This is a genomic window from Massilia sp. P1_C10 (genome assembly GCF_056406475.1).
In genome coordinates, this window is sequence record NZ_JBFUAC010000003.1 from 94,212 (window position 1) to 121,080 (window position 26,869).

Consider the following 26,869-nt stretch of genomic DNA (forward strand, 5'->3'; position numbering starts at 1 on the left):
CAGAAGACATTGAGTCGATTGTATCCAGCGGGCATCTATTCCATTTGACGTGCAGCAAGGAACGGACTATCGCGGAAATCAGCCGTGGCGCTGGGCCAGCAGCAGCAAGGTGCCGCTGGCGATCGCCAGGCCGTAGGGGATGGAACCGACGCTGGCATGGGGCATCGGCTCGGGCGCCAGCGGCATGCCGGCAGCGCGCATCCACAGCGGCCGCAGCAGGCTGCGCACGTTGGCGCAAGCGGCGCGCATGCGGCCGCGGGCGATCACCGTCGCCAGCGCCATCACGCCGCCGGCGCACACCGTCAGCACGGCCAGGTAGAGCATTTCCCTGGGCGAGCTGAACATGCCGGCGGCGGCCATCAGCTTGACGTCGCCGGCGGCCATGCCGCGCAGGCAGTACAGCGGCAGGAACACCGCCAGGCCGGTGGCGGCGCCGGCGAAGGCGCCCAGCAGCGCGGCGGTCGGCGCCGGGCCGGACAGGTGAAGGCCGACCGCGCCCAATGAGCAGGTCAGCAGCAATAAATTGGGGATACGGCGGGTCAGCAAGTCGTTGCCGGCGGCCAGCACGACCATCAGCATCAGCAGCAAATCGAGGGACAGTTGGAGCGGCATGGCGGATACCTTCTCGAAAAATGCTTTCCGGACGGGGCCCCGCCCGGAAAGCGCGACTGCGGAGTTAGGCGCCGGACATCTTCGTCTTGATGGTGTCGAACGTCGTGCTGATCTCACCGCCCAGCGCCTTCACTGCCACCACGATGGCCACGCCGACCAGTGCGGCGATGAGGCCGTACTCGATGGCGGTGACACCGTTTTCGTCGGCAACGAAGGCTTTGACTGCGGATGCGATTTTGCTCATGATTTACTCCATGTGTGAATGGAAAGGACAAACCCTGACGCAGTACCGCTGTGTTCTCAGTGGGGAACTAATCTTGCCGCTCATCACTGCTGCGCCATTGAAGCCACTATAGGGTTTGATTCCATGTGGCAAGTTGATTGTGCGCAAGTTTTCCGTGCGGCATTATTCAATGCTTGCGGTAACGAAAAAAAGGGATTGGGTGATGCGCGCGGCGCGACCAACCCGGGGTCACCATTTATTTCCAGGATGCGGTCTCAAAACGACATTTCGGCGAGCTTTCCGGATGCCGGCCGGGCGCCGTCGCGGTAAAATAGCCGGTTGTCGCAAACCGCGACCGCCCACCCCGCCACCCACGCGACCTACCCGGCGCCGTCATGGCGGGAGAAATCCGATCACAATTTTGGAGCCTCACCTCATGCCAGATACCACGGCGCACGTGCCTGCCGCAGCGCAGGACGTCTCATCCCGTCTCACTACCGTCAGCCTCGACGATAAATACACCGCCAAGTCGGGCAACATTTTCCTGTCGGGTATCCAGGCCCTGGTGCGGCTGCCGATGATGCAGCGCGAACGCGACCTCGCCGCCGGCCTGAACACCGCCGGCTTCATCTCCGGCTACCGCGGCTCGCCGCTGGGCGGCCTCGACGAGACGCTGTGGAAGGCCAAGAAGCACCTCGAAGCGCATCATGTCCAGTTCGTCCCGGGCGTGAACGAAGACCTGGCCGCCACGGCCGTGTGGGGCACCCAGACCGTCGACCTGATCGGCCCGGCAAAGTACGACGGCGTGTTCGCCATGTGGTACGGCAAGGGCCCGGGCGTGGACCGCTGCGGCGACGTCTTCAAGCACATGAACCACGCCGGCACGGCGAAGCACGGCGGCGTGCTGCTGGTGGCCGGCGACGACCACGGCGCCTACTCGTCGACCCTGCCGCACCAGTCCGACCACATTTTCTCGGCCTGCATGGTGCCGATGCTCTACCCGTGCAACGTCCAGGAATACCTCGACCTCGGCGTGCACGGCTGGGCCATGTCGCGCTTTTCCGGCTGCACCGTCGCCTTCAAGGCGCTGGCCGACACGGTCGAATCGAGCGCCTCGGTCGACGCCGACCCGCATCGCGTGCAGGTGAAAATTCCGACCGATTTCGTGATGCCGGAAGGCGGCCTGAATACGCGCCTGTCCTCGGTCCCGCTGGGCCAGCAGGCGCGCAACCAGGAAGCGCTGATGCAGGACTACAAAATCTACGCGGCGCTGGCGTATGCGCGCGAGAACAAACTCAATCACGTCACGATCGACAGCCCGAACGCCAGGCTGGGCATCATCGCCTCCGGCAAGTCCTACCTCGACGTGCTCGACGCGCTGGCCGACCTGGGCATCGACGAGAAGATGGCGCAAGAAGTCGGGCTGCGCCTGTTCAAGGTCGCGATGCCATGGCCGCTCGAGCCGGACAGCGTGCGCGAATTCGCCCAGGGCCTCGAAGAGATCCTGGTGGTCGAAGAGAAGCGCCAGGTCGTCGAGTACCAATTGAAAGAGCAGCTGTACAACTGGCGCGACGACACCCGTCCCCACATCGTCGGCAAGTTCGACGACAAGGGCGAATGGGTCGCGCCGCGCGGCGAATGGCTGCTGACGTCGAAGGCCGACTTCTCGGTCTCGCAGGTGGCGCGCGTGATCGCCAGCCGCGTCTCGCGCCTGATCACCGACGAAGCGACCTGCGACCTGATCAAAGCGCGCCTGGCCTTCCTCGACGCCAAGGACGCGGTGCTGAAGAAGGCGATCAACACGCCGTTCCGCCCGGCGTTCTACTGCTCGGGATGCCCGCACAACACGTCGACCAAGGTGCCGGACGGCTCGTTCGCGCTGGCCGGCATCGGCTGCCACGTGATGGCCACCTCGATCTACCCGGAGATGAACAAGCTGACCACCCACATGGGCGGCGAAGGCGCGCCGTGGATCGGCCAGGCCGCGTTCTCGAAAGTGCCGCACGTGTTCCAGAACCTGGGCGACGGCACCTACTTCCACTCGGGCTACCTGGCGATCCGCGCGACCGTCGCGGCCAAGGTCAACATGACCTACAAGATCCTCTACAACGACGCGGTCGCGATGACCGGCGGCCAGCCAGTCGACGGCCAGACCTCGGTGCCGCACATCGCCCAGCAGATGGCGGCCGAAGGCGTCAAGCGCATCGCGCTGGTCACCGAAGACCTGTCGCGCTACACCGACCGCTCGGCGCTCCCAAGCATCGTCACCCTGCACGACCGCAAGGAGATGGACGCGGTCCAGCGCGAGCTGCGCGAGATCGAAGGCGTGTCGGTGCTGATCTACGACCAGACTTGCGCGGCCGAGAAGCGGCGCCGCCGCAAGAAGGGCGAGTTCCCCGACCCGAACAAGCGCATGGTGATCAACGAAGCGGTCTGCGAAGGCTGCGGCGATTGCGGCGTCAAGTCGAACTGCACCTCGATCCTGCCGAAGGAAACCGAATTCGGTCGCAAGCGCACCATCGACCAGTCCTCGTGCAACAAGGACTACTCGTGCGTGAAGGGCTTCTGCCCGAGCTTCGTCACGGTCGAAGGCGGCACGCTGAAAAAATCGAAGACCGGCGTCACCAAGGACAACGCTGACGACGGCTTCGGCGCCCTGCCCGAGCCGGTGCTGCCATCCTTGGCCGCGCCGTACAACATCCTGATCAACGGCATCGGCGGCACCGGCGTGATCACCGTCGGCGCGCTGATGGGCATGGCCGCGCACCTGGAGGGCAAAGGCGCCTCGGTGCTCGACATGACCGGCATGTCGCAGAAAAACGGCTCGGTGACCTCGCACGTCAAGGTCGCGAAATCCCCGTCCGACCTGCGCGCGCAGCGCATCGCCACCGGCGAAGCGGACCTGGTGCTGGGCTGCGACATGCTGACCGCCGGCGCGCAGGACGCGATCTCGAAGATGCGTCCGGGCCGCACCATGGCCATCGTCAACCTGCACGAGCAGCCGCCAGGCACCTTCGCGCAGAACGCCGACTGGCAGTATCCGGTCGACGAAGTGCGCGCGCTGATCCTGGAATCGGTGGGCGGCGTGGCCGGCAACAGCGCCGACTTCCTCGACGCGACCAAGCTGGCCACCGCGCTGATGGGCGACTCGATCGCCGCCAACCTGTTCATGCTCGGTTACGCGTGGCAGAAGGGCCGCATCCCTTTGACCGAAGCTTCCCTGATGCGCGCGATCGAATTGAACGGCGTAGCGATCGCGTCGAACAAGAAGAGCTTCCTGTGGGGCCGCCGCGCCGCCGTGGACTTCAAGCGCGTCGAGAAGATCGCAATGCCGACCCAGGCGATCGTGATGCAGATGCCGCAGTCGCTGGAAAGCGTCATCAAGAAGCGCGTCGAATTCCTGACCGGCTACCAGGATGCGGCCTACGCGGCGCGTTACGAGACGCTGGTGTCGCAGGTGCGCGCGGCCGAAACCGCGCACGGCCTGGGCAACAAGCTGTCGACCGCGGTCGCCAAGTACTACTTCAAGCTGATGGCCTACAAGGACGAATACGAAGTGGCGCGCCTCTACACGGACGGTCGTTTCGTCGAGCAGCTGAAGTCGCAGTTCGAAGGCGACTTCTCGCTCAAGTTCAACCTGGCGCCACCACTGTTTGCGAAAAAGGATGGCAAGGGCCACCTGGTCAAGGCCGAATTCGGCTCGTGGATGTGGAGTGCGTTCAAACTGCTGGCCAAGATGAAAGGCCTGCGCGGCGGTGCGTTCGACGTCTTCGGCTACACCGAAGAGCGTAAGATGGAGCGCGCGCTGATTGTGGAATACCGCGAAATGATCGAGTCCCTGCTGGCCGGGCTGAATGCCGCCAACGTGGGCAACGCGGTTGCGCTGGCGAGTTTGCCGGAGCAGGTGCGCGGCTTCGGGCACGTGAAGGAGGCTTCGGTCGAGACCTTCCGCGCGGAGAAAGCGCGTTTGCTGGCTGCCGGCAAACAGCAGCAGGCAGCCTAAGAGCTACCGCGTCGTTCCTGCGCACGCAGGAACGACTTACGGTTGACGTTAACGTAAACGTCATATAACGTACAAGATCACCAAGGATCAACATGAACGACAACACTTCCGCCGCCAAACTGAACGTTGCTGAACATCCGAAGCTGGCCAACAAGGTCCGCTTCGTCACCGCCGCCTCGCTGTTCGACGGCCACGACGCCTCGATCAACATCATGCGCCGCATCCTGCAGTCGAACGGCGTCGAAGTGGTCCACCTCGGCCACAACCGCTCGGTCGACGAAGTGGTCACCGCGGCGCTGGCCGAAGACGTCCAGGGCATCGCCATCTCGTCCTACCAGGGCGGCCACGTCGAATACTTCAAGTACATGATCGACCTGCTGCGCGAGCGCGGCGGCGCCCACATCAAGGTATTCGGCGGCGGCGGCGGCGTCATCGTCCCCGAAGAAATCGCCGACCTGCACGCGTACGGCGTCACCAGGATCTTCAGCCCGGAAGACGGCCAGCGCATGGGATTGGTGGGCATGATCCAGTCGATGATCCAGGCTTGCGACATCGACCTGACCGAATACTCCCCTACTTCGCTCCAGCCGCTGCAAACCGGCGAAATCGCCGACCGCCACCGTCCACTGGCCCAGCTGATCACCGCGCTGGAAAACGGCAAGGCCGCGCCGGAACTGCGCGCGCAAATTACCGAAGCCGCGTCCGCGCGCCGCGTGCCGACGCTGGGCATCACCGGCACTGGCGGCGCCGGCAAGTCGTCGCTGACCGATGAACTGGTGCGCCGCATCCGCCTCGACCAGGGCGACACCGTCAACATCGCGATCATCTCGATCGATCCGTCGCGCCGCAAATCGGGCGGCGCGCTGCTGGGCGACCGGATCCGCATGAACGCGATCAATCCATGGAACGGCCAGGCGCGCGTGTTCATGCGCTCGCTCGCCACGCGCGAAGCCGGCTCGGAAATCTCGCACGCGCTGCCGGACGTGATCGCCGCCTGCAAGGTGGCCGGCTTCGACCTGGTGATCGTCGAGACCTCCGGCATCGGCCAGGGGGACGCGGCGATCGTGCCGCACGTCGACCTGTCGATGTACGTGATGACGCCGGAATTCGGCGCCGCATCGCAGCTGGAAAAAATCGACATGCTCGATTTCGCCGACTTCATCGCCATCAACAAGTTCGACCGCAAGGGCGCGCAGGACGCGCTGCGCGACGTCGCCAAGCAGTACCAGCGCAACCGCGAAATGTGGAGCGTCGCGCCGGACCAGATGCCGGTGTTCGGCACCCAGGCGTCGCGCTTCAACGACGACGGCGTCACCGCGCTGTACCAGGGCGTGCTGCCGAAGCTGGCCGAAAAGGGCCTGCAGGTACAGCCGTCCAAGCTCCCGGCCGTCGCGCAGAAACACTCGAGCGGCAAGAACGTGATCGTGCCGCCGGCCCGCGCGCGCTACCTGGCCGAAATCGCCGACACCGTGCGCGGCTATCACAAGAACACCCGCAAGCAGGTGACGCTGGCGCGCGAGCGCCAGCAGCTGCTTGAGGCCAAGCGCATGCTGGCCGCGGCCAGCAAGGCCGCCGACTTCGACGACCTGATCACCGAGCGCGATCACTCGATGGACGTCGGCGCCAAGAAGCTGCTGGCGATGTGGCCGGACATGCAGGCCGCCTATGCCGGCGACGATTACGTCGTCAAGATCCGCGACAAGGAAATACGCACCAAATTGGTGCAAAAAACCCTGTCCGGCACCACCATTCGCAAGGTCGCTTTGCCGAAATATGAAGACCACGGCGAAGTGCTGAAATTCCTGATGCTGGAAAACGTGCCGGGCTCGTTCCCGTTCACCGCCGGCGTGTTCGCCTTCAAGCGCGAGAACGAAGACCCGACCCGCATGTTTGCCGGCGAAGGCGACGCCTTCCGCACCAACCGCCGCTTCAAGCTGGTCTCGACCGGCATGGACGCCAAGCGCCTGTCGACCGCGTTCGACTCGGTGACCTTGTACGGCGCCGACCCGGCGCTGCGTCCCGACATCTACGGCAAGGTCGGCAACTCCGGCGTGTCGATCGCCACTCTCGACGACATGAAGGTGCTGTACGACGGCTTCAACCTGTGCAGCCCGTCGACGTCGGTGTCGATGACGATCAACGGCCCGGCGCCGACCATCCTGGCGATGTTCATGAATACCGCGATCGACCAGCAGGTCGACAAGTTCGTGGCGGACAACGGCCGCCAGCCGACCGCCGACGAAGCGGCCAAGATCCGCGAGTGGGTGCTGGCGAACGTGCGCGGCACCGTGCAGGCCGACATCCTGAAGGAAGACCAGGGCCAGAACACCTGCATCTTCTCGACCGAGTTTTCGCTGAAGGTCATGGGCGACATCCAGGAGTACTTCGTGCACCACCAGGTGCGCAATTTCTACTCGGTGTCGATCTCGGGCTATCACATCGCCGAAGCGGGCGCGAACCCGATCTCGCAGCTGGCGTTCACGCTGTCGAACGGCTTCACGTTCGTCGAAGCGTACCTGGCGCGCGGCATGCACATCGACGACTTCGCGCCGAACCTGTCGTTCTTCTTCAGTAACGGCATGGACCCGGAGTACACGGTGCTCGGCCGCGTGGCGCGCCGCTTGTGGGCCGTCGCCATGCGCGACAAGTACGGCGCCAACGACCGCAGCCAGAAGCTCAAGTACCACGTGCAGACCTCTGGCCGCTCGCTGCACGCGCAGGAGATCGACTTCAACGACATCCGCACCACCTTGCAGGCGCTGATCGCGATCTACGACAACTGCAACTCGCTGCACACCAACGCGTACGACGAGGCGATCACCACGCCGACCGACGAATCGGTGCGCCGAGCACTGGCGATCCAGCTGATCATCAACCGCGAGTGGGGCCTGGCCAAGAACGAGAACCCGAACCAGGGCTCGTTCATCATGGAAGAACTGACCGACCTGGTGGAAGAAGCGGTGCTGCAGGAGTTCGAGCGCATCGCCGAGCGCGGCGGCGTGCTGGGCGCGATGGAAACCGGCTACCAGCGCGGCAAGATCCAGGAAGAGTCGATGCTGTACGAGCACCAGAAGCACGACGGCACGCTGCCGATCATCGGCGTGAACACCTTCCGCAATCCGAAGACGGAAGGCATGGCGCCGCAGAAGATCGAGCTGGCCCGTTCGACCGACGACGAGAAGCAGTCGCAATTGACGCGCCTCGACGAGTTCCACCAGCGCCACGCTGGCGAAGCGCCGCAGGCGCTGGCGGCCTTGCAGCAGGCGGCGATCGACAACGCCAACGTGTTCGAGAAGCTGATGGAAGCGGTGCGCGTTTGCTCGCTGGGCCAGATCACCACCGCGCTGTTCGAGGTGGGCGGGCAGTATCGCCGCAATATGTAGCGCACCTGAGGCCGGCCCGTCGGGTCGGCCCCTTGAAAGGCCAGCGAAAAAAGCCCGCCGAAGCGGGTTTTTTTTCGCCTTCGCCCATCAGCGCGCGCCGATGCGATAGAGACCGCACTCGCCACGCCGCGCAATCGCTTCCAGCACGACCTCGCTCTTCACCTTGTCGATCAACTGCGCGCCGCAAGCGAGCAGCGTGGATGCACCGGCGCCGATTTTCGCCGACGCCGGCTGAATCACCACTTCATTGCCGGCCGCGCGCAGCGCCGTCACGTAGAACAGCGTGGGCGCGACGTAGAACGGATCGCCATGCCCGTTCTCGTAACCGGGATGGACGATCACCAGGTGGCGCAGGTCGGCGTTCGCCACGGCGCTGTCGCGCAGCATCAGGCTGTAGCCGTCGATCTCGCCGTCCACCTTGGCGACCGCGCGCTCGACCAGTCCGATGTTCAGCGCCACCACGCACGCCAGCGCCGCTGCGCCGCTGACGGCGAGGTTGCGCGGCGTGGCGCGCAGGCGCGCGAACGCCATCCCGACCAGCAGCGCCATCCACGGCGCGAGCGGCGCCGCGTACCACGCCAGCTTGGTCGACGCCGATGAAATCACCAGCAGGTAGAACAGCGCGGCCGCGCCGATTAGGCGCGCGGTCTCGCGCTCTTCGCCCACGCCGCGCCGCAGCAGCGTCCAGCCGCAGGCGATCGCCGGCAGCATCCACGGGAACAGCGGCAGCTTGCCCAGGTACCAGTAGAACGGACCGTCGTGATGCTCGATCACGGTGCCGTAGCGCCCTCCCAGGTCGTTGGCGCGGGCCGCGGCGAAGTAGCCCGGGTCGGCCTGCTCGCGCAGCACGTAATAGCCGACGCAGGCGGCCGCGATCAGCGCCACGCTGACATAGAACGCGCGCATGCGCAGCAGCGCCGGCAGGCGCCCGCGCAGCACGGCGTAGCCCACCAGCACCGGCAGGAAGATCAGGCCCTGGACGGTCTTGGTCATGAAGGCCAGCACGATGCAGGCAGTGCACAGCGACAGCCACAGCGCCTGGCGCGCGCGCGCGGCGTGCACGAACAGGTAGCCGGCCAGCAGGTAGCCGGTGGTCCACAGCGTCAGCAGGGCGTCGTAGTCGCCGGCGCGCGCGCCGTGGGCGATCACGTAGCCGGGCGTGGCCAGCAGCACCAGCACCGCGGCGAAACCGGCGAACGGCCGCCGCAGATGCAGGGCGCAAAACCAGTACAGCAGGTTCGCCGTGGCGAAGGCGGCCAGCACCGACGGCAGGCGCAGCGCCCACTCGCTGGCGCCGAGCGCGCGGATCGACAGCGCCATCAGCCAGATCAGCAGCGGCGGCTTGGTGTTCCAGTGGTCCGGCAGGCCGTCGTAAGTGGTCACCAGCGACAGCCCGTGCTGCGCCATCTCGATGGCGTTGTTGGCCAGGCGCGATTCGTCCCAGATCGCCACCGGCGCGGCGCCGAGCCGGTACAGCAGAACGGCGCCCAGCGCCAGCACCGCGCCGCCGTACCAATGCCCGGCGTGGGCCGGCAGCGCGCGCGCCTGCGGCGCGGCGACCGGAAACGCCACGTGGCGGCAGCCCAGGTAGAATGCGACCGAATAGAACGGCATGCCGGCCATGTGCGCCAGATAGTTGTTCAGGCCCAGGCGGATCAGGCCAAGCACGATGGCGATGTTGAGCAGGTAGGACACGCCGAACACCAGCAGGAAGCGCGCCAGCGCCGGCAAGGCGGCGGCGTCGCTGCGAAAGGTCCAGCGCCGGTTCAGCACGAAGCTGAACGCCAGCCCGGCCAGGTAGCCGGCCAGGTTGGCGCGCGCGTCGCCCACGCCGAACCAGGCGGTCAGGCAGAAGATGATGGCCAGCGTCAGCAGGGTATTGAGCACGCCGACGCCGGCGAACTTGACGACAGCGTGGCGCAACAGCGGTGACAACCGCGCCGCGGCGGCCGTCACAGAACGACCGCGTCGACTTCGCGCGCAACGGCGCCCGCAACGGCTGGCGCGCTGGCCGGCGCCGGCTGGGTGACCTGCTCGATCACGTAGCGCGGGCGCGATTTGACCTCGCCGTAAATCTTGCCGAGGTAGGCGCCGATCACGCCGAGGCAAAGGATCTGAATCCCGCCCAGCACCGTCATCGGCAGGACGGTCGAGGCCCAGCCCGGGACCGCGCGGTCGGTGAACAGCGCGGTCCACAGCACCCAGGCCGACACCGCCATTGCGCCGGCGAACACCACGAAGCCGGTGACGGTGATGATCTGCAGCGGCACCGTCGAAAAAGAGGTGATCGCCTGCATCGCCAGCTTGATCATTTTGCTCAGCGGGTATTTCGATTCGCCGGCAAAGCGCACGCGGCGCTCGTATTCGACGATCGCGCTGCGGTAGCCGATCAGCGGCACGATGCCGCGCAGGTAGAGGTTCACTTCGCGGTAGTCGCGCAGCGCCTCGATGGCGCGCCGGCTCATCAGGCGGAAGTCGGCGTGGTTGTGCACCAGTTCGACGCCGAAGAAGGCCAGCGTGCGGTAGAACAGCACGGCGCTATGACGCTTGAAGAAGGTGTCGGTGGCGCGTTCGTTGCGCACGCCGTAGACGATGTCGGCGCCTTCCAGGTGGCGGTCGACCATGCGTTCGATCGCCTCGATGTCGTCCTGCAGGTCGGCGTCGATGGTGACGACGGCGTCGCCGTCGGCGCTCATCATCCCGGCCAGCACCGCGTTCTGGTGGCCGCGGTTGCGCGACAGCTTCAGGCCGGCCACGCGCGGGCGCTGCTGCGCGGCCTGCGCGATCAGGGACCAGGTCGCGTCGCGGCTGCCGTCGTCGACAAAAATGATGCCGCTGCCGGCGCCGATCTTGCCCTTGTCGATCAGGCGCCCGAGCAGCGCGTCGAACTGGCGGCACGCCTCTGGGAAAACTTCCTGCTCGTTGTAGCAAGGAACGACAATCTGAAGCTTGATGCGCTTGGCTGCGCCGCTACCGCTCGAAATGCCCATGTTTCGCTGCTTCCCGCTGGAAAATTACCTGAAGTAATAACGTAGCAGAGCGGAAATAGCAAGGTCAAATCGATCCCTCAGCCAAAGCACACCGCGTACACCGGCGGCATGGTCGCCGAGATAGTCAGCCAGTGGTCGCCCCCATCCTCCGACAGCCACACCCCGCCGGTGGTCGAACCCATCGCCAGCGTGCGGCCGTCGTCCGCCACCGCCAGGCCATGGCGATACACCAGGTCGTAGCACTGCTGCTGCGGCAGCCCGCTGCGCAACACCTCGAAGCTGGCGCCGCCGTCGGTGCTCCGGGTCACGGCCAGCGCGGCGTCGACCGGGATGCGGCGCTGGTCGGCCACCGCCGGCACGAACCACGCCGTGCGCGGGTCGGTGGGATGGGCGGCTACGGCGAAGCCGAAATGCGAGGGCGCGGCGCCCGGGATTTCGTTCCAGTGGCGGCCGCCGTCGTGCGAGCGCCACATGCCGCAGTGGTGCTGGCACCACAGCACGTCGGGATCGGCGCCGCAATTGACCACCCGGTGCGGATCCTGGATCGCCTCGTTCTCGTTCTGCTCGGGCGGCATGTAGTCGGCGCGCATGCCGGTGGAGCTGACCTGCCAGCTGGCGCCGCCATCGAAGGTCTGCCACACGCCGCCGCAGGACACGGCCACCAGCACATGATCGCTGTCGCGCGGATCGACGACGATGCTGTGGATGCCAGGCGCGTCGTAGCCGCCGCCCATCCATTCGGCGCGCTGCGGCACGTCCCACAGCGCCTGCACCAGCTGCCAGCTGTCGCCGCGATCGTTTGAGCGGAACAGCCCGCCGGGGATCGTGCCGGCCCACAGCACGCCCGGCCGGTCGGCCCCGCCCGGCACCAGCGACCAGATCAGCTTGCAGCTCCAGTCGACCGGGTCGGCGCTGCCGGCCGGCTTGGGCGGATAGGCCGGCGCGGCGATTTCGGTCCAGCCCTCGCTGCCCGCATCCCTGCGCTGCAGCTTGACGCCGAAGTGGCCCAGGTTCAGCGCCGCATATAAGGACCCGTCGCGCCGGTCGGCCAAGGTGAACGACACCGGCTCGCCGAGGAAGTGGCTGGTCCCGATTGCCCAGCCGGCGCCCGTGCGGTCCAGTTCGAACAGTCCCTTGCGGGTGGAAAGATAGGCGCGCTGGTGCATTCAGCCTCCGGAAAGGGCTTGCAGGACGTAGACCTGGCTGTCGGGTTGAAGGGGATCGTCGAGCGCGGCGCGGTCGGTGCAGCGGCGCCCGTCGACGAACACCACCACGTTCTCTCGCAGCCGGCCCTGGTCGTCGAGCACGTAGCCGCGCAGGCGCGGGTTGGCGTCGAACGCGGCCTCGAGCCCGGCGCGCAGGCGCGCGGCCCCGGTCTCGACCTGCGGCAGCGCCGTGAAGCGTGCCAGCTGCTGGGTAAAGTGGAGGGTCGCCATGCGCCGATTCTATGCCGGTTTGCTGGTCGTGTCGCCATCCAACTAGAATGGAGGCGTCCCCACCAGCGGAGAGCGACATGACCATCCTGCCCGAGCAACTGGCCGCGCTGATGCACGAAGTCGAACAGGAGGATCCGATCGATTTCGCCGACTTGCCGTTCGCCGAGCACGAGCTGCGCGAACTGGTCGCCTCGCACCTGTGCGAAATGGCCGGCGCGATGGAGCAGTTCAGCACCGAGGACCGCCTGCTGACCCTGCTGGCGGTGTCGGCCAAGCTGGTGCTGGAGAACCTGGTGCTGCACCTGCAGCTGCTGCGCCGCCATGGCCTGCCGGTCGGCGACGATGTCGAAGCTCTGCTCAGCCGCCTGCGCAAGCCGGAGTAGGCACGGCGGCCGACTGTGGCGGCCAAGCATCGAATTTTTCCCGCGGGAGGCAGAAACACGCCTAAATAGTGCAATCCATCAGGTATTATTGGCAACTAGGAAACGAAATGCCGATCCGGCAGCTGCCTCCGTGCCAGCGCCAACCAACCGAAGGAACCCTCATATGCAGCGCAGCGCAAACTCCACGGCCGTCCGCGCCTCACTCATCCTCATCTCCCTGTTGATGGCCGCCGGCTTGACCGCGTGCGGCAAGACCGAGACCGCCGCATCGCTGATGGCTGAAGCCCAGCGCTACGAGCAAAGCGGCGACAACAAGGCCGCGCTGATCCAGTTGAAAAACGCTGTCGCCAAGAATCCCGAAGACGCCGAAGCGCGCGCCCGCCTGGCAAGCCTGTACAACGTCATGGGCGACCCGCTGTCGGCCGAAAAGGAAATCCGCAAGGCAGCCAGCCTCGGCGTAGCCAGCGCCCGCACCGCGCCGCAGCTGGCCAAGGCCTTGCTGGCTCAGGGCCAGGCGCAGAAGGCGCTCGACGAGAGCGCAGCGGCGGCCGCCGGCGGCGATCCCGACCTGCTGGCGATCCGCGGCGAGGCGTGGCTGGCGTTGCGCGAGCACGACAAGGCGAAGCAATCATTTACCCAGGCGCTGGCGGCCAAACCGGGCCAGGCCGAAGCGCTGATCGGCTTGGCGCGCCTGGCGATGGCCAACAACGATCCGGCGGCGGCCACCGTGCTGATGGATCAGGCCACCAGCGCCAATCCCAAATCGGCCAAGGTTTTCTACTTCAAGGGCATGCTGCTCCGGACGCAAAACCGGCCGGCCGAGGCACTGGCGGCGCTGTCGCAGGCCATTACCCTGCAGCCCGATTTCGTGGCCGCGCGGCTGGAGCGCGCCAACTTCGAGATTGGCACCAGGCAGTTCGATGCCGCCAAAGCCGACCTGGAAGCCGCGCGCAAGAGCGCACCGGGCGGCTTGCAGCTGACGTATAACCAGGCCCTGCTCGACTTCTCGCAGGACAATGCCGCCGCGGCCCAGAGCGGGCTGCAAAAAATCCTCGGCGCCGCACCGGACTATCCACCGGCGCTGCTGCTGTCCGCTGCAGTCGAACTGAAACTGCGTGCGCTGCAACAGGCCGAGCAACACGCCAGGCGCTATCTGGAACTGGACCCGGGCAATGCCTATGCGCGCAAGCTGCTGGCACAGATCCAGCTCAACGGAAAGGAGCCGGAGTTGGCCGCCGCGACGCTGGCACCCTTGCTGCAAGCCGGCTCGCAAGACTCGCAGTTGCTGGCGCTGGCTGGCGAATCGTCGTTGCGCCGCCGTGAATTCGGCAAGGCCAGCGAATATTTCGCCCGCGCTTCGGCGCTCGCGCCCGACACTGCGTCTTTGCACACCCAGCTTGGCATCGCCAAACTGGCCCAGGGCGACCAGGCCGGCGGGCTAAGCGAACTGGAGCGCGCGACCGCGCTCGATCCGAAATCCCAGCAGTCGGGCGTGGCGCTGGTGCGGACCGAAATTGCGCTCAAACATTTCGACAAGGCGCTCAAAGCCACCGACGCGATGCTGGCGGTGACGCCGAACGATGCGGAAGTGCATAACCTCAAGGGTGGCGTCCTGATGGGCATGGGCGATCGCACCGGCGCCCGCGCCAGCTTTGCCAAGGCCGCCGAACTCAAGCCGACACTGCTGGCCGCCCAGGCGAACCTGGCCCAGCTGGACTTGCAGGACAAGCGTCCCACCGATGCCAGGAAGCGTTTCGAGACCGTGCTGGCCGGCGACAAGAAAAATATCGGCGCGATGAACGCGCTGGCCGAACTGGCGGGGCGCGAGGGCAAGGCCGCCGAGGCCATCGGCTGGTTCGAGCGCGCCAGCGCGGAAAATCCGGAGGCACTGGCGCCCGCGATCAAGCTGGGCGCGATCTACTTGCAGGCCAACGAGCCCGCCAAGGCGCTCGCCATTGCACGCAAATACCAGACCAGCAATCCGACCAATCCGGAATTGCTCGACTTGCTGGGCCAGGCCCAGATGGCGACCAAGGATGCGCCCGGCGCGCTGGAAACCTACGGCAAGCTGGCCAGCGTCGCGCCCAAGTCGCCCGGCGTGCAATACCGCCTGGCAGTGATCCATATGGCGTTGAAAAACCAGGCGGCCGCCAGTGAGGACCTGAAGCGTGCGCTGGCGCTACAGCCCGACTTCCAGCCGGCCCAGGTGGCGCAGGTGCAACTGGCAATGATGAACAAGCGCTACGACGATGCCTTGTCGATCGCCCGCGCGATGGAAAAACAAAAGGGCCACGAGGCGGCCGGCTACGCGCTCGAAGGCGATGTGCTGATGGCCCAGCAGAAGAACGCTGCGGCATTGGCAGCCTACGAAAAAAGCTACGCGCTGGGCCAGGCGCCACAATTGCTGGTGCCGCTGCACCGCGCGATGCAGCTGACGGGCAAAGAAAAGGAAGCCGACGCACGCCTGGTGCAATGGATTGGCGCCCATCCGGAAGACGCGCGCACCGCGTCCTATCTGGCCGAAAGCTACATGGCGCGCAAGCAGATTCCTGCCGCGGCCGCGCTGTTCGAAGCCATGCTTAAGCGCACACCGAACAATCCGGGCTTGCTCAACAACCTGGCCTGGTGCTATCAGCAAGTCAACGATCCGCGCGCGCTGGCGACGGCCGAACTGGCGCTGAAGGCGGCGCCGGACCTGCCTGCGGTGATGGACACCGCGGGCTGGATATTGCTTCAACAGGGCAACAGCGCCCGGGCGCTGCCGCTGCTGCAAAAAGCCGCAGCCCAGGCGCCGGCGTCCACCGCCATCCAGTACCACCTGGCCGTGGCGCTGCAAAAAACGGGCGACAAGAAGGGCGCAAAAATTGCTGCGGAGAAATTGCTCTCAAACAATAAAGAATTCCCGGAAATGGACGATACTAAGGCATTGCTGAAAGTGTTGTGAGGAAATGTCTCTTAGATTAATGCAACAATACGGGCGCGCCTCCGCTTTCAGGCGCACCCGCCGGCCGGTGCGGCGATCGACGCCGGCGCCGCATGCAAGCACCCGATCAGGAGAACGGCAGTGACCACCACCATGATGTTGTCGCCCGACGACGTAACAGACGGTAACGCGAACGCACAGGATGTTACGGAACAAGTTACTATTACACCCATCGAATATGAGGATGTAATAGTGAACCAGAACAACTTCGGGATCCGGCTGACGGACACCCCGGATGGTCGCAACTCGGCAAGTTTGCTGATCAGTAAGATGTATGCCTGGCGCGGTTATGCCGGCACCCATCAGTTCAACGACGATCCGAACCGCATCACGCTCACCGCGACCGACCAAGGCGAAGTAGTCGGGACGCTGACCATCGGCGTCGATTCGCCGATCGGACTAGCCGCCGACCAGATCTTCAAGGAAGAGCTGGCGGTGTATCGCGCGCGCGGCGCCAAGATCTGCGAGTTCACCAAATTTGCCTTCGACACCACCGTCAAATCCAAAACGGCGATCGCCAACCTGTTTCACCTGGCCGTCATCTACGCGCGCGACATTCATCACTGCACCGACATCTTCATCGAGGTAAACCCGCGCCACCGGCGCTTCTACGAGCACATGCTCGGCTTCAAGCGCGAGGCCGACCTGCGCCTGAACCCGCGGGTCAATGCCCCGGCCTACCTGCTCAGCGTGAATCTCGAGTATGTGACGGAACAAATCCAGCGCTTTGGCGGCACGTTCCGCGAAGGCTGCCCGGAACGCTCGTTCTATCCCTATTTCTTCTCGCCGCGCGAGGAAACCGGGATCATCAACCGGCTGCTGCGCGCCGACAACGAATTGGCCAACTGACAGCGGGCCGCCATCCGCCACACGGCGTGATACTATTTCGAGATGGAAATTATATTGCAATGGCAAGTTGACCGGGTCGCACCGCGATGAGCGACCGGTTTCCCTACGAAAAAGCGTTCGCCCGTAACATCGGCTGGGTGACCGCGGACGAGCAGGCCAGCTTGCGCGGCAAACGGGTCGCCATCGCCGGCGGCGGCGGCGTCGGCGGGGTCCATTTGCTGACCCTGGCGCGGCTGGGCATCGCCTCCTTCCATATCGCCGATTTCGACCGCTTCGACATCGCCAACTTTAACCGCCAGGTCGGCGCCAACATGTCGACGCTGGGCCAGCCCAAGGTCGACGTGCTGGCCAACATGGCGCGCGACATCAATCCGGAGATCGACATCAAGGTGTTTGGCGACGGCATCGACAGCGCCAACCTGCCCGAATTTCTGGCCGGCGTCGACCTGTACGTCGATGCGCTCGACTTTTTCGCCTTCGATATCCGCCAGAAAACCTTCGCCCTGTGCGCCGAACTGGGCATCCCGGCGACGACCGTGGCGCCGCTGGGCATGGGCGCGGCCCTGCTCAATTTCATGCCGGGCAAAATGACGTTCGAACAATACTTCCGCTGGGGCGACCTGCCGGAAGCGGACAAAGCGATCCGCTTCGTCGTCGGCCTGGCGCCCGCCGGCCTGCACCGCCCTTACCTGATGGTGCCGTCGGCCGTCAATTTTGCAGAGCGGCGCGGGCCGTCCACCTTCATGGCCTGCCAGTTGTGCGCCGGCATCGCCGCGACCGAGGCGTTGAAGATCCTGCTCGGCCGCGGCGAGGTGCTGGCGGCGCCGCGCGGCATGCAGTTCGACGCCTACCGCGGCAAGCTGGCGCGCACCTGGCGCCCGGGCGGTAACAACAACTGGCTGCACAAGCTGATGATCATGATCGGCAAGCGCCAGTTCGCCAAGATGGCGGCGGCGAAATGAGCGGCGCCGATCCGGTCGTCCAGATCCTCGATCTGGCGCGCTGGGCGCCCAGCGGCGACAACACCCAGGTATGGCGTTTCGAAATCGCCGGGCCGGGCCACGTGGCCGTGCACTGCTACGATACCCGTGAGCATTGCGTCTACGACCTGGACGGCCACCCCAGCCAGATTTCCTACGGAGCACTGCTCGAGACCATCGCGATCGCGGCCAGCGCCCATGGCCTGCGCGCCGACGTCGCGCGGCGCGCCGCCAGCGCCGAGGACAAGCCGGTGTTCGACGTGCATTTCACGCCCGACCCCGCCGTGGCCCCGAGTGCGCTGATCGGCGCGATCACACGGCGCAGCGTGCAGCGCCGGCCGATGCGCACGCGCGCGCTGACCGGGCCGGAAAAACAGGCGCTGGAAGCGGCCGCCGGCGGCGCCTACCGGGTCCAGTGGATCGAGGGGTTCGGCCCTAAACTGCGCGCCGCGCGGCTGATGTTCGACAACGCCAAGCTGCGCCTGACCATGCCGGAAGCCTACGAAACCCACCGCCGCGTGATCCACTGGGGCGTGGCGCGCAGCGCCGACCGGGTGCCCGACCAGGCGCTTGGCGTCGATGCCGCCACGCTGCGCCTGATGAAGTGGGCAATGGTCAGCTGGAAGCGCCTGTCGACACTGAACACGCTGATGGGCACCTGGGCGCCGCGCCTGCAGATGGACCTGGTGCCGGGCGTCGCCTGCGCCGCTCACTTCGTGATCCGGGCCAGGCAGGCGCCGCGCGGCATCGACGACTATGTCGCGGCGGGACGCGCGCTGCAACGCTTCTGGCTGACCGCCACCGATCTCGGCCTGCAGATGCAGCCGGAGATGACGCCGCTGATCTTTTCCGCCTACGCCCGCGACGGCGTGCGCTTTTCGCGGGTCGACAAGCTGCTGGCAATGGCGCGCACATTGCAGCGCCAGCTCACCGACCTGATCGGCGACGACGCGGCCACGACGCCGGTCTACATGGGGCGCATCGGCAGCGGGCCGGCGCCGCATGCGCGCTCGGAGCGCAAGCCGCTGGCGGAATTGATGCTGAAGTAGGCGGCGCCGACGCCGAACAAATTTCGGGCCCGTTTCGGGCCTTTTTTTCCCGCGCAAGGGCTGCCCATGCAACGCAAGAAAATCCTCTTTATCGCCGAAGCGGTCACCCTGGCGCACGTGGGCCGCGGCCTGGCGCTCGCCGCCACGCTCGACCCGGCCCGTTACGAAGTCCATTTCGCCTGCGCCGACGGTTACGAGCGCTTCTTCGCGGGCACCGATTTCATTCGCTGGACCATCAAGAGTATTCCCAGCGAACAATTCCTGCAGGCGCTCGCCGCCGGCAAGCCGGTGTATAGCGAGGCCACCCTGACCAGCTACGTGGTGGAGGATCTCGGCCTGCTGGGCGGCGTCAAGCCCGACCTGATCGTCGGCGATTTCCGGCTGTCGCTGTCGATCAGCGCGAGGCTGGCCGGCGTGCCCTACGTCTCGCTGACCAATGCCTACTGGAGCCCGTTCGTGCGGCCGCACTATGCCGTGCCGAACATTCCGCTGACGAAAATTCTGCCGATCCATATCGCCAACGCCTTGTTCCGCATGGTGCGCCCGGTGGCCTTCGCGTCCCACTCGCTGCCGCTGAACCGGGTACGCCGCAAATTCGGCCTGCCCGCGCTGGGCCTGGACGTGCGGAGGGTCTACACCGACGCCGACTACACGCTCTACATGGATGTGCCGGAACTGTTCCCTGCGTCTAACATGCCGGTCAACCATGCGTATCTCGGTCCGGTGATCTGGTCGACGCCGATCGCCGCGCCGTCCTGGTGGGATGCGCTGCCGGACGACAGGCCGGTGATCTACGTCACGCTGGGCAGTTCCGGCCAAGGCGGCTTGCTGCCGCTGGTGCTGGAGGCGCTGGCGGACTTGCCGGTCACGGTGCTGGCCGCCACCGCGGGCAATATTGCGATGAACGCAGTCCCGGCCAATGCCCGGGTCGCCGACTACCTGCCTGGCGAGGCGGCGGCGCGGCGCGCGCGCCTGGTGATCTGCAACGGCGGCAGCCCCACCAGTCAGCAGGCGCTGGCGGCCGGCGTGCCGGTGATCGGCATTGCCAGCAACCTGGACCAGTTCCTCAACATGCAGGGCGTGGCCAAGGCCGGCGCCGGGGTGCTGCTGCGCGCCGACCGCTTCAACGGCGCGCGCCTGCAAAAAGTGGTACGCGCCATGCTCGCCGAGTCGCGCACCGCCGAGGCGGCCCAGCGCATCGCGGCATCGTTCAGCCAGTACGATGCGGGCCGGCGCTTTGAAGAATTGCTTCCGAAGATGATTTCCAAAAGTAATTAATTCGTGTTGCAGCATTTAAATACCGTCGAGCATGTTCGCTTTATGGGCACCCAACGCTGATAAGGCGAATGCACTGGTATTTTCCGTTCGGAAATTAATCTTCGGACAGCCTCCAGCCGACTGTCGAATTTCTTTACAGTTCATTCCGATCCGATTTGTTTTCCGTCGCAGGTCATTGATTTCAATGAGGTTTATTTTCTGGCATGCGAATTGCTTAATAGTCCATGTGCCTTGGCAAGCGGCTCTCAACACAACACTGTATTGATCACGCAGCAATAAACTTACTAATTGGAGTCACTATGAAATTCTCGAAACTTATCCCGATGGCCCTGGCAATTGGCATGACCTTCGCCACCGCCGCCCACGCGGACGCCATCACCAAGTTTAACCTGAAAAACGGCGCGGGCAGCACCATCGTCGCCGGCGCTGACGGCCTCGACTGGAATGAACGCGGCAGCGGCGTTGCCATCGGCGTCGGTCCGTTCCAGGACAATGCGCTGCTGCCGCCTGGCGCGATGTTCGACTTCCGCTACCAGGCTAACCTGGCTGCGGTCAGCGGCGGTTCCCCGACCGCGTTAGTCCTCGGCTTGGATACCACCTCCGACGGCGATCCCCAGTCCTTCCAAAGCTATGAGTTTACGATTGCCGCGAAATTGAAGGAAGTGGTGACCGGCTCGGGCACCGTGGACGGCAAGCCGACTGCTTTCTTCGGCCTGGGCGGCACCAATGCGGACAACAAAGTCGCCATCTTCTACGATGTCGCCCATAACTCTGATACCGCGACCGGCACCGGTTTCGACGACGGCATCATGATTGCGCTGCTGACGATCACCAGCGACGGCACCACCTCGCAATTCTCGACCCTTCCAGGCACCGGCACGGGTCAGGGCTCGGCCAAGCTGAGCGCTTCGATCGTCGAAGCGGGCGACTTCATCAACGCCGCTTATCTCGAGGGCATTTCAAAGCTGCTGTTCGGCATGAAATTCGAATCGAACCTGAACTACCCATCGGGTACCTCGCTGACCGACGCTTTCCACCTGGGCGGTTCGGCACTGTTCGCCGACTACACCGTCGGTACTAACGACATCGTGTTCAAGGTCGATGGTTCGAACCGCTTTACCGTCGTGCCAGAACCAGGCAGCATGGTCCTGATGGGCATTGGCCTGCTGGGCTTCGTCGGCGCCGCTCGTCGCCGCAGCGCCAAGAAGGCCTGATTCAGCCAGCCACGCGACTCGTCGCTCAATGCCGTTCAGCCTGGCTGAACGGCATTTTTTTATCGGGGAACCAGAAATTGGCGGCCGGTCAGGCAGCGGGCGGAGTGAACATCTTGCCGACTTCGCGGATCACCATACTGGGCGGGAACAAGCCGGCGAAGAATCGCTGCTTCCAGGTGCCGGCGGCCGCGGTCACCACCGGCACGCCGCGCGCCAGCCCGGCCAGCGACGCGGCCACCACAGTGGCCGGGGCGTCGCGCCGCGCCAACGCGCTTGCATAGGCACCCGCCCTGTCGTCGAACTCGCTGTCGGTCGGGCCCGGCACCAGCGTTTGCACAAGCACGCCGCGTTCGCGCCACTCGCCGTGCAGGGCCTGGCTGAAGCTCTGGACGAAGGCCTTGGTGGCGGCGTACACCGCCATGTAGGGCACCGGCTGGTAGGCCGCCGCCGACGACAGATTGATGATCGCGCTGGAAGGGAAGGCGGCCAGGTCGGGCAGGAACTGTTCGCACATGCCCACCAGCGCCGCGGTATTGAGCTGGACCATCTGCTGGTAACGGCCCGGTTCGGCTTCTTCGAACCTGCCCCACTTGCCGCAGCCGGCGCTATTGCACAGCAGGCGAATGCGAACGCCGGCCTCGGCCAGCGAGGCGCCGATCCTGGCCGGCGCGCCTGGCTGCGCCAGGTCGGCTGCCACCACCGCGGTGCGCACGCCGTATTCCTGCTGCAGCGACGTCGCCAGCGCGTCGAGCACCTCGCCGCGGCGCGCCACCAGCACCACGTGCATGCCGGCACGCGCCAGCTGGCGGGTAAATTCCCGCCCGATGCCCGATGACGCGCCAGTGACCAGCGCCCACTCCCCTTTTGCTTCGGCCAGTTTCATGGCGCTTCCCCTTGTGTGCGCGGCGCATTCATGCCGCGTGGATCAGATGGCTGGCGACGCGCAACGCGTTGGCGGCGATCGTCAGGCTTGGATTGGTGCCGCCGCTGGACGGAAAGAACGAGCCGTCGACGACATACAGATTGCCGAGCCCGTGGGCCCGGTTATTCTTGTCGAGCACGCTGTTCGCGGGATCGTCGCCGAACCTGCAGGTGCCGCAGGCATGCGCAATGCGCTGGTTGTTGTCGGCCTGCTTGACGACGCTGAACTTGTACGGTTTGAGCGCGCCGTTCAGCAGCGTGCGGAAGGCGCCGATGCGCTGCCGGTCGTGCGCGCGTACGCGGTAATCGATCGCCAGGCGCACACCCTGCGCGGCGGCCTCACCCGGCGCGAGGGTGACGCGGTTTTCGGCATACGGCAAATCCTCGAGCGTGCTGGCCAGGATCATGCGCTGCTCGACCAGTTGTTTCAGGAAGGGCTGGACCAGCGGCCCGGCGGCGTTGAACAGCGGCGCCGTCCATGGCAGCGGTCCCTGGCGCAAGTCATCGGCCATCGAGGCCGCCAGCACCGGCGCCGGCGGAAGGCGGCCGAACGACTGCACCGATCCCAGCTTGGCGCCATTCGCCTGATAGAAATCGTTGAAGGCAAATTCCTTGTGGCGGTTGTCGAATCCGCCCGGCGTTTTCGGCACCACCAGGTAGAGGTCGATATGATGGCGCATCAGGTTGCGCCCGACCATGCCGGAAGCGTTGGCCAGGCCGTCCGGCCATGTGTCCGACGCCGATCGCAGCAGCAGGCGCGGCGTCTCGAGCGCGCCCGCGGCCAGGATGATGCGCTTGCCGCGCAGCGTCACCGCGCGTCCGCGCCACGTACACTCGAGCGCCGTCACCGCGGCGCCGCTCGCCTCGAGCCGCAGCACTTCGCATTGGTCCATCAGGCGCGCACCATGCTGCGCCAGTGCCGGTTCGAGGCAGATGCGCGCCGCATCGTTCTTGCACTTGCGGTCGCACAGGTAACCCTGGCAGGTGGCGCAGCCGTCGACGAATTCGCAGGCCATCGGCAAGCGGTAGGGATGGAGCGCTTTGCCCTCGAAAAAACTGAACAATTCTGCCGCCGCGGGCGTCAGCGCCGGCGGCGCCATGAAATGGCCCGGCGCCGCCTCGCCGCGCAGCGGATCGGCGCTGCCGCGTACGCGGTACAGCCGTTCCGCCGCTTCATAGAACGGCGCCAGTTCAGCATACGAGATCGGCCACTGTTCGGGCAGGTTGGCGTCGACGGCGCCGGGATGCTGCCGGCGCGGCGCGAAATCGGCGGGGAAAAAGCGTTCCAGCGCCATGCCGTACAGCGCCGTCGAACCGCCGCTGCCGCTGCCGATGAACGGCACGAACCGGCTCGCGCGGCGCTCCGACCGTTCGTCCACCAGGTCCGGGTAACGCCCGGCCTCGGCCAGCACGGCGCGGTGCGGCGGCGCCGGCGCCGCTACGTTGTTGAATGCGGTTTCGGCGTAGCGGCCGGTCAGCGCGGCCGGATTGTTCAGGTGCGATGTGCCTTTTTCGCAGAACAGCACGCGCTGGCCGGCACGCGCCAGTGCGTAGCCGAGTGTGGCGCCGCCCATGCCGGTGCCGATCACGATCGCATCCCAGTGCTGGTCCAGTTCCTGCGGCTCGTACATGATAGTCCCGCGGCGTCGCGCCTCACTGTTAAACCGCCAGAGTACCATAGCCATCAGGAAAGAAAAGCAGATCCCGCCCTAGACCGCGTCGGGTTCCGCATTCCTCGGCGAAATGAAGGCCTTGTGCGCCAGGTGCCGGGCCAGCATCAGCGGCGGCATGCGCAGCCAGTTGCCGCGGATATACAGCAGGAAGCGCGCCGCGCCTGACAGCGGGCCGCTGCAGCTGGCATGCATCGGCAGCAGCGCGCGTTCGAACAGCCCGTCCATCAGCGCCAGAAGCGGCGGCGCCGGCCGGTCCAGCGGCGCCGCCAGCAGCGCGGCCGGCACCGGCGTGCCCAGCAGCCGCTCGCTGTAGCGCAGCGCATAGAACAGCGGGCGGGCAATCTGCAATTGCTCGGCGCGGCGCGGCAGCGCGGCCCAGAACGCCGGATCGCGCCCGAAGTCGAGCAGCAGGCGGTGAATGTCGAGCAGATCGCGCAGCCCCTTGTCGAATTCGCCGTCGCAGAACAGGTGGACCGCACTGTGAAGCACCATGTCGACGGGGGCGAACACGCGCAGGCCCGTTTCGCCCGCCACCGGCAGCGCGGCGGCGCGCAGCTTGTCCGGGTCCGGCCGCGCGCGCGCCGTTTCAGGAAGGATCGCGTGGTGGACGTCGATCAGGCTCCCGCGCCTGACATGCTGCATCGGCGGCAGCTCGTGCATCCATTCGCGGTAATAGCGCTGGTCGTAGGCATCGGTATGGTGCGACACCCAGCCGTGCATCATCAGCGCCGCCTCCACTTCGGACAGACGCTCCTTCGGCACCATGATGTCGATGTCGGAAAACAGCCGTCCCGGCGCCGGCGCCAGGCCCGCCATTGCATAGGCGGCGCCCTTCATCAGGATCAGCGGCAGGTCCAGGCCGGCCAGCGCGCGTTTGATCTCGCGCACCTCGAAGCGCACCGCCTGGCGGTGGCGCTCGCCGTGGACGCGGGCCCAGTCGAGATGGGTGCGCGCGGGCGCCGGCAGGCTGTCCAGCACCCCGGCCTCCTCGGCCAGGTAGTACAGCGCGGCGGACAGGTTGGCCACCGCCGCCTGGCGCAGCATCAGGTCCCACTCGGCCAGGCTGAAGCCGGCCATGGCGGATGGCGCGCGCAGCGCCTGGACTAGCAGCGGCGCCGGCGTCACGGCGCGCCCGGCGCCAGCCGGGAAAACAGCGCCACCGCGTCGTCCAGCGAACTGTAGCTGAAAGCAAAAGCGGGCGCCGCGTCGACCAGCTGGCCCAGCGCCGCGAAGCCCTGGTAGCCGAGCAGGTGGTAATTGAAGGCGTTGTCGGCCAGCCGCATGAAGGCGGCGGCCGGCGCCACCGGCGCCAGCGTGGCCGCGGCGCCGGCCTGGTATTGCGGGAAGATGATCCAGGCCGGGCGCGCCGGCTCGAGCGCGCGCGCGACGCTGTCGGCCGGCGCCTTCATATGGGCCACGCTGCCCTTCAGGGTGTCGTGCACGGCGGGACTGAACACCGCCTGCGGCGCGTACGCGCGCATGATGCCGATCGAGGCGTTCTTCAGGCTGACCGGGCGCGGCAGCGGCGCCAGCTCGCCGCTGTCGAGCCGCAGCAGGGCCAGCTCGTCCGACAGCAGGCGCCAGCCGCGCGAGACCAGCGCCGCGCACAGCGTGCTCTTGCCCGAGCCGGACGGCGCCGGCAGGATCGCCGCGCAACCGTCCTTTTCGACCACTGCTGCGTGCACGATCAGGTAGCCGTTGGCGCGGCTCGACACGCAGGAGTTGAGGCCCCACTCGAACATCGGGAAGGCCTGTGCGATCGGCAGCGGCTTGAACGGAGCGATGCCGTCGTTGTCGAACAGTACCTGGCGGCGCACCCAGCGGCGCAGGCCGCCGGACGGCTGCAGGCTGAAATGGAAGTCGGCGAAGTCGGCGCCGTCCGCCAGCGGGTAGTCGCCGTACAGCAGGCCGATACCGTCGGCGACGGCGGGAATGGCGCTGTGAATGCAGGCGGTGAAGGCGCCGGTGCGCAGGCGCAGGCCGCCGTGCGCCAGGCGCCGCCCCAGTTCCTCGCGCGACAGCGCCGCCAGCGTGGTCATGCGGCCGCTTCGACCAGCGCCAGCGCTTCCAGCTCGCCCAGCAGGGCGGCGACGTCGGCCTCGCCCACTTCGCCGTCCTCGGCGTCGAATTCGGCGCGCATGGCCGCTGTCAGCGCGGCGCCGTCGGCGGGCCGCTCACGCAAGGCGTGCAGCAGCCACAGCGCGCTGTCGTTGAGCACGTGGGTATCGCCGGACAGGTCGTTGTAGAGCACATGCTCGCCTTGCCATTCGCGGCTGCGCAGCATCTGCCCGGGGGTGAGGCACCACATCAATGCAGGATCCGCCGGGCCTTAGGCCATGGTGCTTTTAAGATAGGCCACGATCTGCGCGCCGTTCCACGAGGTGTTGGCGATCGGCGTGTAGTAGCCGGTGGCGGCGTAGGAATTCCAGATCGCCAGGACCTGGTTCTCGGTCAGGAAGCCGATGCGCTTCGAGCGCACGTTGAGCAGGGTCGCCATGATGTGCATCGCCACGTTGTCCTTGTCGGCGCCGTTGGTCACGATGCCCGGATCGACGATGTCGAAGCAGCTGTACGGCGACAGCTGCGAGCAGCGCGAGGTCAGCGGGAAGGTCAGGTTGAACTTGGCCGTGCCGTTGGTCAGCGCGCCGCGCCAGGCGTAGTGGTGGGTCTTCCAGTAGCCTGGCGACACGCCCGCGCAGGCGACTGTCGGCTTCTTGTGGCTCATGTTTCCGGAACACGCGGCCGACGGCGCCAGGCAGACCAGCGTCGCCATCGCGTTCTGGCTGGCCACGGTGGCGATGACGCCGGCCGACGCGCCGGCGCCGTTGCGCGCGAACCGCCGGCGCGCCGCGCCCTTGGCGCTCAACCCTTCCAGGGGAGCTTGCATGGGAG

The 26,869-nt window shown here is 66.2% G+C and carries 21 protein-coding genes; 9 read left to right on the forward strand and 12 right to left on the reverse strand.

The genetic code is table 11. The features are described 5' to 3' along the window. Nucleotides 1-78: 78 nt before the first annotated feature. On the reverse strand, nucleotides 79-612 hold the full coding sequence (locus AC1D02_RS08145) for an A24 family peptidase (protein WP_477315558.1): 534 nt from the start codon (nucleotides 610-612) through the stop codon (nucleotides 79-81). Nucleotides 613-676: 64 nt separating this feature from the next. Then, nucleotides 677-856: a Flp family type IVb pilin gene (locus tag AC1D02_RS08150; RefSeq protein WP_477315560.1), complete on the reverse strand. Its 180-nt coding sequence runs from the start codon at nucleotides 854-856 to the stop codon at nucleotides 677-679. A 415-nt stretch (nucleotides 857-1,271) separates the two neighbouring features. Between AC1D02_RS08150 and AC1D02_RS08155 the strand changes: the two genes are divergently transcribed. Both AC1D02_RS08155 and icmF read left to right on the forward strand, forming a co-directional pair. Then, on the forward strand, nucleotides 1,272-4,838 hold the full coding sequence (locus AC1D02_RS08155; RefSeq protein ID WP_477315562.1) for an indolepyruvate ferredoxin oxidoreductase family protein: 3,567 nt from the start codon (nucleotides 1,272-1,274) through the stop codon (nucleotides 4,836-4,838). Between the two features lie 92 nt (nucleotides 4,839-4,930). Beyond that, nucleotides 4,931-8,221, forward strand: coding sequence for a fused isobutyryl-CoA mutase/GTPase IcmF (gene icmF / locus AC1D02_RS08160; protein ID WP_477315564.1), 3,291 nt, complete (start codon nucleotides 4,931-4,933; stop codon nucleotides 8,219-8,221). A gap of 87 nt (nucleotides 8,222-8,308) precedes the next feature. On the opposite strand, the gene AC1D02_RS08165 is transcribed toward icmF, so the two are convergent. From AC1D02_RS08165 to AC1D02_RS08180, 4 genes are all read right to left on the reverse strand, one after another. Continuing rightward, entirely contained in the window at nucleotides 8,309-10,156 is a 1,848-nt protein-coding gene (locus AC1D02_RS08165; protein WP_477315566.1) for a GtrA family protein, read from the reverse strand. A gap of 17 nt (nucleotides 10,157-10,173) precedes the next feature. Next, entirely contained in the window at nucleotides 10,174-11,211 is a 1,038-nt protein-coding gene (locus AC1D02_RS08170) for a glycosyltransferase family 2 protein (RefSeq protein WP_477315568.1), read from the reverse strand. A gap of 77 nt (nucleotides 11,212-11,288) precedes the next feature. After that, on the reverse strand, nucleotides 11,289-12,377 hold the full coding sequence (locus tag AC1D02_RS08175; RefSeq protein WP_477315570.1) for a WD40/YVTN/BNR-like repeat-containing protein: 1,089 nt from the start codon (nucleotides 12,375-12,377) through the stop codon (nucleotides 11,289-11,291). Continuing rightward, nucleotides 12,378-12,647: a MoaD/ThiS family protein gene (locus AC1D02_RS08180; protein ID WP_477315572.1), complete on the reverse strand. Its 270-nt coding sequence runs from the start codon at nucleotides 12,645-12,647 to the stop codon at nucleotides 12,378-12,380. A gap of 77 nt (nucleotides 12,648-12,724) precedes the next feature. Between AC1D02_RS08180 and AC1D02_RS08185 the strand changes: the two genes are divergently transcribed. The 7 genes from AC1D02_RS08185 to AC1D02_RS08215 all read left to right on the forward strand — a co-directional run bounded on the left by AC1D02_RS08185 (nucleotide 12,725) and on the right by AC1D02_RS08215 (nucleotide 21,383). Beyond that, on the forward strand, nucleotides 12,725-13,030 hold the full coding sequence (locus tag AC1D02_RS08185; protein ID WP_477315574.1) for a hypothetical protein: 306 nt from the start codon (nucleotides 12,725-12,727) through the stop codon (nucleotides 13,028-13,030). A gap of 163 nt (nucleotides 13,031-13,193) precedes the next feature. Then, nucleotides 13,194-15,974, forward strand: a complete 2,781-nt coding sequence (gene prsT / locus AC1D02_RS08190; protein ID WP_477315576.1) for an XrtA/PEP-CTERM system TPR-repeat protein PrsT — start codon at nucleotides 13,194-13,196, stop codon at nucleotides 15,972-15,974. 120 nt (nucleotides 15,975-16,094) lie between these two features. Next, entirely contained in the window at nucleotides 16,095-16,862 is a 768-nt protein-coding gene (locus AC1D02_RS08195; protein WP_477315578.1) for an N-acyl amino acid synthase FeeM domain-containing protein, read from the forward strand. An 86-nt stretch (nucleotides 16,863-16,948) separates the two neighbouring features. After that, the gene (locus AC1D02_RS08200; RefSeq protein WP_477315580.1) at nucleotides 16,949-17,824 is read left to right on the forward strand and encodes a ThiF family adenylyltransferase; all 876 of its coding nucleotides are present in this window, start codon (nucleotides 16,949-16,951) and stop codon (nucleotides 17,822-17,824) included. Continuing rightward, complete coding sequence (locus AC1D02_RS08205) at nucleotides 17,821-18,891, forward strand: nitroreductase family protein (protein WP_477315582.1); 1,071 nt, start codon at nucleotides 17,821-17,823, stop codon at nucleotides 18,889-18,891. Before AC1D02_RS08200 ends, AC1D02_RS08205 begins: the two co-directional genes overlap by 4 nt. A 66-nt stretch (nucleotides 18,892-18,957) precedes the next feature. Continuing rightward, a complete protein-coding gene (locus tag AC1D02_RS08210; RefSeq protein ID WP_477315584.1) occupies nucleotides 18,958-20,169 on the forward strand; it encodes a glycosyltransferase in 1,212 nt (403 codons plus the stop codon). A gap of 341 nt (nucleotides 20,170-20,510) precedes the next feature. Next, nucleotides 20,511-21,383, forward strand: a complete 873-nt coding sequence (locus tag AC1D02_RS08215; protein ID WP_477315586.1) for a PEP-CTERM sorting domain-containing protein — start codon at nucleotides 20,511-20,513, stop codon at nucleotides 21,381-21,383. An 88-nt stretch (nucleotides 21,384-21,471) separates the two neighbouring features. Here the strand turns inward: AC1D02_RS08215 and AC1D02_RS08220 are convergent, their stop codons facing one another. From AC1D02_RS08220 to AC1D02_RS08245, 6 genes are all read right to left on the reverse strand, one after another. Then, complete coding sequence (locus AC1D02_RS08220) at nucleotides 21,472-22,266, reverse strand: SDR family NAD(P)-dependent oxidoreductase (protein ID WP_477315588.1); 795 nt, start codon at nucleotides 22,264-22,266, stop codon at nucleotides 21,472-21,474. Between the two features lie 28 nt (nucleotides 22,267-22,294). Continuing rightward, a complete protein-coding gene (locus AC1D02_RS08225; RefSeq protein ID WP_477315590.1) occupies nucleotides 22,295-23,935 on the reverse strand; it encodes a GMC oxidoreductase in 1,641 nt (546 codons plus the stop codon). A 78-nt stretch (nucleotides 23,936-24,013) separates the two neighbouring features. Continuing rightward, nucleotides 24,014-25,102 carry a nucleotidyltransferase domain-containing protein gene (locus AC1D02_RS08230; protein ID WP_477315592.1) on the reverse strand — a complete coding sequence of 363 codons (1,089 nt, stop codon included), beginning with the start codon at nucleotides 25,100-25,102 and terminating at the stop codon, nucleotides 24,014-24,016. Further along, nucleotides 25,099-26,016, reverse strand: coding sequence for an HprK-related kinase A (locus AC1D02_RS08235; protein WP_477315594.1), 918 nt, complete (start codon nucleotides 26,014-26,016; stop codon nucleotides 25,099-25,101). Before AC1D02_RS08235 ends, AC1D02_RS08230 begins: the two co-directional genes overlap by 4 nt. Beyond that, nucleotides 26,013-26,285 (reverse strand): HPr-rel-A system PqqD family peptide chaperone, encoded by a 273-nt coding sequence (locus tag AC1D02_RS08240; RefSeq protein WP_477315596.1) that lies wholly within the window; start codon nucleotides 26,283-26,285, stop codon nucleotides 26,013-26,015. The genes AC1D02_RS08235 and AC1D02_RS08240 overlap by 4 nt, the downstream gene beginning before the upstream one ends. Before the next feature lie 21 nt (nucleotides 26,286-26,306). Next, entirely contained in the window at nucleotides 26,307-26,864 is a 558-nt protein-coding gene (locus AC1D02_RS08245) for a hypothetical protein (RefSeq protein WP_477315598.1), read from the reverse strand. Nucleotides 26,865-26,869: the final 5 nt, after the last annotated feature.